Consider the following 6963-nt stretch of genomic DNA (forward strand, 5'->3'; position numbering starts at 1 on the left):
AAAGCAGCGTGTGCCGGGGCTGTACGGGCATGACCCGCGTGCTCTTCTATCTGCCGGTGGTTACGCCCTGGTGGTTCAGCAATATCATCGTGCCGCTGATCCGGGCCGCCTGCAGAGGCGGCGAGGTCCACGTGCTGGTGCCGCCTTTGTGGAGCAGCACGGGGATCACCGCCTTTCAGTTGGGCGACTGCGAAGACCTCGAGGAGGTCAATTGGCACATATTGGATCGCGGAGACCATCCGGATCTGCGCTTTTCGGGGATGGCGCAGCCGTATCTGCTCGACCTCGTCAACCAGATCGATCCCGACATCTGCCTGTGTCGTAGCGCCGATATCGAGACGCCCGCGCTGTTCCCCGGCGTGGTGCGGTATATCATGGAGGGTGCCGCGCCGCCCTTCGCCACCGGCTATCATTCGGTCTATCTCGCGCACACCTTGTTCGATCACGGCCTGATGCCCGATCTGTCGGCGGAGGATAAAGCGTGGCTCGACACGGCGTTCGCGCCGGCCTGGGCCGAGAAGAAGGGTGAGGTGGCCCGGATGGAGCGCGAGGAATTCCTCGCCGAGACCGGCCTGCCCGCCGACAAAATGCTGATCGGCATGCCGCTCGAATATGAGCATGAAGAGATCTTCTTCGATCAGCACAATCCGTTCGCCAACAATGTCGAGCTGATCGACGCGCTCGCCGGCGCGTTCGACGACGACACGATCCTGGCCGTTACCCAGCATCCTCTGAACGAGGGCCGGGTCAGCGACGCCGACCTCCAGCAGGCGGTGGAGCGTCATGGCGGCAAGGTCCGGCGCATCCGCCAGATCGGCGAGCGGGGGCAGGCAACGACCCTGCTGACCCGGCATGCCGACGGCATGATCGTCGGCAATTCCAAAAGCTTTGCCGGCTGCGCCTTCCTCGGCGCGCCGACGTTGCGCATCTCGAAATTCGCGACCGGCGCCTGGATGCAGGCCTATACGTCGCTGGCGCCTTTCATGACCGCGCTTCGATCCGGCGACGCACGCGCCCCAGCCGAGGCCGACGCGCGGCGCTGGTTCGCTTTCCACGTCGCCAACAACCTGATCGAAGCGCTCGATCCGACGCTCGATATGGCCCGGATCGCCGATCACGTGCGCAACCCTCTCAATCCCGGCCGCTGGGAAGTGGGGCTCAAGCGCTACCTCGTCGGCGATACCCCGCCCGTCCCGTCATTGGCTGCGCCCGAAAAGAGAGGAAGCCTCTGCCATGTATGATCTCGCCGTAGTCATTCCGGTCCGGCGCGGCAGCTCGCGCATCGCCAACAAGTCGATGCTGCCGTTCGGCGACGCGGATTCACTGATCGAGTGGAAGCTCAAGCAGCTCGTCAAGGTGATCGACCCCTGGCGGATCTATCTGAGTTCGGAGGATGACGAATTTCTCGCCATCGCCCGGCGCTTCGGCGTCTCCTGCCACCGGCGCGAGTTGCGGCTGGCGACCGATCATATCGCGCCCTTCCGTGACGTCATCACCGGGATCGTGCGCGATATTCCGCACGAGCACATCGCCTGGTGCACCGTCGTCTGTCCGCTCATGTCGCCGCAGGAATATCTCGATTCCTTCCGCCAATATCGGGACGAGGTGATTTGCGGCGAGCATGACAGCCTGGTCGGCGTCAATCTGATGAAGGAATATTTCTGGTCGCGCAGCGGCTCGCTGAATTACGAGGCGACGCGCAACCACACGATCTCGCAACTGCTGCCGGACTGGTTCAAGGTCACCAACAGCATCTACATGAGCCCGCGCGAGGACATATTGCGCCAGGAATATTTCCTGGGCGCGAATCCGAGCTTCAGCCAGCTGTCCAAGCTTTCGGGCGTCGATATCGATTATATCGAGGATTACCGGGTCGCCCGCGCCCTCCATGCAATCTACGCGGAGGACGGGCTGGACAATGTGCGGCCGGAAACCATGATCGCGTGGCCCGGCCCCATGCCGATGGCGGTCGGCATGTAATCAGGCGGTTTCGCGGGCGGATCGGTTGATCCGCCACGCACGCCGCCGGGAGTGAGGCCATCGCCGCCGGGACAAAAACCGCGCATTGGGGCTTTACGAATCTCTCAAACTTCCTACATGGGACCTCGAACGGTGTGGTCCTGAGTCTTTCGGATCAGCCAACCGTCCCGCCCCGGGACACGATCCGCTTGGCGAGTGGATCGCGACGAATTGGGGTAGAGGCCGGGTTCTCAAGACGCTGCCAGTGTGGTTCCGAAGGTCCGGACCCGCACTTTTTTGCGTGGTCTAAACCCCATGCATCGGCCGCATTTCCGCAGCGAGGCGGAAGATTCTGATCCGATCCCGAGGATAATCGATGGCGACCCAGGCACATGACGCGCTCACCACGGCTGCGAAGAAGCGCATCCGTAAGGTTTTCGGCAACATCCACGAAGTGGTGCAGATGCCGAACCTGATCGAGGTTCAGCGCGAAAGCTATGAACAGTTCCTGCGTTCCGATCCGTCGATCGGTTACGTCTCCGGTCTGGAGAAGACGCTGCGCAGCGTGTTCCCGATCCGCGATTTCGGCGGCACCGCCGAGCTCGATTTCGTCAATTACGAACTCGAGGCTCCCAAATACGATACCGATGAATGCCGTCAGCGCGGCATCACCTTCGCCGCGCCGATGCGCGTCACGCTTCGCCTGATCGTGTTCGAGGTGGATCCCGATACGGAAACCCGTTCGGTGCTCGATATCAAGGAGCAGGATGTTTACATGGGCGACATGCCGCTCATGACGCAGAACGGCACCTTCATCATCAATGGCACCGAGCGTGTCATCGTCAGCCAGATGCACCGTTCGCCGGGCGTGCTGTTCGACCATGATCGCGGCAAGACCCATGCGTCCGGCAAGTATCTCTTCGCCGCGCGCGTGATCCCGTATCGCGGCTCGTGGCTCGATTTCGAGTTCGACGCCAAGGACATCGTCAACGTCCGTATCGATCGCAAGCGCAAGCTGCCGGTCACGACGTTGCTGTACGCGCTGAACCTGAACGGCGAGGACATCCTCAACTATTTCTACAAGACGCAGCGTTATGTGCGCGGCGATGGCGGCTGGAAGGTTCCCTTCCTGATCGAGAATTGGCGCGGCCAGAAGCCGTCCTACGACGTCATCAACGGCGACACCGGCGAAGTCGTCTTCCCGGCGCTCACCAAGATCAGCCCGCGTGCCGCCAACAAGGCCGGCAAGGAAGGTCTCAAGAGCCTGCTGATCCCGACCGAGGAAATCTTCGGCCGTTATTCCGCCTACGACCTGATCGATGAGGCCACCGGCCGCATCTACATCGAGGCCGGCGACGAAGTGACGCCCGAGAATCTCGAGAAGCTCGACAATGCCGGCTTCGATCATGTCGACCTGCTCGACATCGATCACATCTCGACCGGCGCCTGGATGCGCAACACGCTCGCGGCCGACAAGGTCGAAGAGCGCGATCATGCGCTGAGCGAAATCTATCGCGTGATGCGCCCTGGCGAGCCGCCGACGAAGGAAACCGCGGAGTCGCTGTTCGCGGGTCTGTTCTTCGATCCGGAGCGCTACGATCTCTCGGCCGTCGGCCGCGTGAAGCTCAACATGCGCCTCGACCTCGACGTTGAGGACACGGTCACCACGCTGCGCACCGACGATATCCTCGCGGTGGTGAAGACCCTGGTCGACCTGAAGGACGGCAAGGGCGAGATCGACGACATCGACAATCTCGGCAACCGCCGCGTGCGTTCGGTCGGCGAGCTGCTGGAGAACCAGTATCGCGTCGGCCTGCTCCGCATGGAGCGCGCCGTGAAGGAGCGCATGAGCTCGGTCGACGTGTCGACCGTCATGCCCAACGACCTGATCAACGCCAAGCCGGCGGTGGCCGCGGTCCGCGAATTCTTCGGCTCGTCGCAGCTGTCGCAGTTCATGGATCAGACCAATCCGCTGTCCGAAGTGACGCACAAGCGTCGCGTCTCGGCGCTCGGGCCGGGCGGTCTCACGCGTGAACGTGCGGGCTTCGAAGTCCGCGACGTTCACCCGACGCACTATGGCCGTATCTGCCCGATCGAGACGCCGGAAGGCCCGAACATCGGTCTGATCAACTCGCTCGCGAGCTTCAGCCGCGTCAACAAGTACGGCTTCATCGAAACGCCGTACCGCAAGGTCATCGACCACAAGGTCACCGACGAGGTCGTGTACCTCTCGGCGATGGAAGAGGCCAAGCACACGATCGCGCAGGCCAACGCCGAAATCTCGAAGGACGGCACCTTCGTCGAGGAACTGATCTCGGCGCGTGAAGCGGGCGAGTTCCTGATGGCGCCGCGCGATCACGTGACGCTGATGGACGTTTCGCCGAAGCAGCTCGTGTCGGTCGCGGCATCGCTCATTCCGTTCCTGGAAAACGATGACGCCAACCGCGCGCTGATGGGCTCGAACATGCAGCGTCAGGCTGTGCCTTTGGTTCGCGCCGAGGCACCGTTCGTCGGCACCGGCATGGAAGAGACCGTGGCCCGCGATTCCGGCGCCGCGATCGCGGCCCGCCGTCCGGGTGTGGTCGACCAGGTCGATGCGTCGCGCATCGTCGTCCGTGCCACCGGCGCGGTCGATGCCGGCCGGTCGGGCGTCGACATCTACACGCTGATGAAGTTCCAGCGTTCGAACCAGTCGACCTGCATCAACCAGCGTCCGCTGGTGAAGGTGGGCGACGTGGTCTCGGCCGGCGACATCATCGCCGACGGCCCGTCGACCGAGTTCGGCGAGCTCGCGCTCGGCCGTAACGTGCTCGTCGCGTTCATGCCGTGGAATGGCTACAATTATGAGGATTCGATCCTCATCTCCGAGCGGATCGTGAAGGACGACGTGTTCACGACGATCCACATCGACGAGTTCGAAGTAATGGCCCGCGACACCAAGCTCGGGCCGGAAGACATCACCCGCGACATCCCCAACGTCGGCGAGGAAGCGCTCCGCAACCTCGACGAAGCCGGCATCGTCTATATCGGCGCCGAAGTTGAGCCGGGCGACATCCTGGTCGGCAAGATCACGCCGAAGGGCGAAAGCCCGATGACGCCGGAAGAGAAGCTTCTGCGCGCCATCTTCGGCGAAAAGGCCTCCGACGTGCGCGACACGTCGCTGCGCCTGCCGCCGGGCGTGTCGGGCACGATCGTCGACGTTCGCGTCTTCAATCGTCACGGCATCGACAAGGACGAGCGTGCCTTGGCGATCGAGCGGGAGGAAATCGACCGCCTGACCAAGGATCGCGAGGACGAACGCGCGATCCTCAACCGCGCCAGCTGGTCGCGCTTGAAGGAAATGCTGGTCGGCCAGACGATCGTGTCGGGTCCGAAGGGCGTTAAGAAGGGTGCCGTCATCGACGACGCTCTGCTCGAGGAAGTCGAGCGGCGCGAATGGTGGAAGCTCGCCGTCGCCGACGATGCGCGCCAGAGCGATCTGGAAGCGGTCAAGGTCCAGTATGACGAAGCCGTCGCCGCGATCGTCGCCAAGTTCGATGACCGCGTCGAGAAGCTGCAGCGCGGTGACGAGCTGCCGCCGGGCGTGCTCAAGATGGTCAAGGTCTTCGTCGCGGTGAAGCGCAAGCTGCAGCCGGGCGACAAGATGGCCGGCCGTCACGGCAACAAGGGCGTCATCAGCCGCATCCTGCCGAACGAGGACATGCCGTTCCTCGAAGACGGGACGCCGGTCGATATCGTGCTCAACCCGCTGGGCGTGCCGTCGCGCATGAACGTCGGTCAGATCTTCGAGACGCATCTGGGCTGGGCCGCACGCGGCCTCGGCAAGCAGATCGGCGAAGCGCTGGACAGCTGGCGCGAAGCCAATCCCGACGGCGGCAAGCCGGGCGTTCCGCCCGCCGCGGTCGTGGAGCGTCTCAAGACGGTCTATGGCAAGCAGTACCATGCCGATATCGACAGCCGCTCGCCGAGCGACCTGATCGAGATGGCCGGACTGCTGCGCGGTGGCGTGCCGATGGCGACGCCGGTGTTCGACGGCGCCCGCGAAGCGGACGTGTCCGACATGCTGACGCTCGCCGGGCTCAACACGTCGGGCCAGGTCGAATTGTTCGACGGCCGCACCGGCGACACGTTCGATCGCAAGGTCACCGTGGGCTACATCTACATGTTGAAGCTGCACCACCTTGTGGACGACAAGATCCACGCGCGTTCGATCGGGCCGTACAGCCTCGTCACCCAGCAGCCGCTGGGCGGTAAGGCGCAGTTCGGCGGCCAGCGCTTCGGCGAGATGGAGGTGTGGGCGCTCCAGGCCTACGGCGCCGCCTACACGCTGCAGGAAATGCTGACCGTGAAGTCGGACGACGTGGTCGGCCGCACCAAGGTCTACGAGGCGATCGTCAAGGGCGACGACACGTTCGAGGCAGGCATTCCGGAGAGCTTCAACGTGCTCGTCAAGGAAATGCGCAGCCTCGGCCTGAACGTCGATCTGAACTCGGTCGAACCCGAAGCCGATCCGGCCGACGCGGCGGAGTGAATTGAGCGGGCGCCGCCTTCGGGTGGCGCCGCTCCCTTCGCCCCGAGATTTTCCCTCCCAGTGAGGAACTAGAGATGAACGAACTGACCAACTTCGCCAATCCGGTCGCCAAGCCGGAGACTTTCGACCAGATCAAGATCGGCATCGCCTCGCCGGACCGGATCCGTTCCTGGTCCTTCGGCGAGATCAAGAAGCCCGAAACCATCAACTATCGCACGTTCAAGCCCGAGCGTGACGGCCTGTTCTGCGCGCGCATCTTCGGTCCGATCAAGGATTACGAGTGCCTGTGCGGCAAGTACAAGCGCATGAAGTACAAGGGCATCGTCTGCGAAAAGTGCGGCGTCGAGGTTACCGTCTCGAAGGTCCGCCGCGAGCGGATGGGCCATATCGAGCTCGCCGCTCCCGTGGCGCACATCTGGTTCCTGAAGTCGCTGCCGTCGCGCATCGGCCTGCTGCTCGACATGCAGCTCAAG

The 6963-nt window shown here is 63.4% G+C and carries 4 protein-coding genes; all 4 read left to right on the forward strand.

The window, feature by feature from the left end; translation table 11 throughout:
- Positions 1-29: 29 nt before the first annotated feature.
- A complete protein-coding gene (locus VK533_RS03695; RefSeq protein WP_324375125.1) occupies positions 30-1241 on the forward strand; it encodes a hypothetical protein in 1212 nt (403 codons plus the stop codon).
- Positions 1234-1980 (forward strand): cytidylyltransferase domain-containing protein, encoded by a 747-nt coding sequence (locus VK533_RS03700; protein WP_324375126.1) that lies wholly within the window; start codon positions 1234-1236, stop codon positions 1978-1980. Before VK533_RS03695 ends, VK533_RS03700 begins: the two co-directional genes overlap by 8 nt.
- A 355-nt stretch (positions 1981-2335) precedes the next feature.
- Positions 2336-6490, forward strand: a complete 4155-nt coding sequence (gene rpoB, locus VK533_RS03705) for a DNA-directed RNA polymerase subunit beta (protein ID WP_324375127.1) — start codon at positions 2336-2338, stop codon at positions 6488-6490.
- A 74-nt stretch (positions 6491-6564) separates the two neighbouring features.
- On the forward strand, positions 6565-6963 hold a 399-nt coding region (locus VK533_RS03710; RefSeq protein ID WP_324375128.1), incomplete at its 3' end, for a hypothetical protein.

It is taken from the genome of Sphingomonas sp., from assembly GCF_035317925.1.
In the GTDB taxonomy this organism is placed as follows: Bacteria; Pseudomonadota; Alphaproteobacteria; order Sphingomonadales; family Sphingomonadaceae; genus Sphingomonas_I.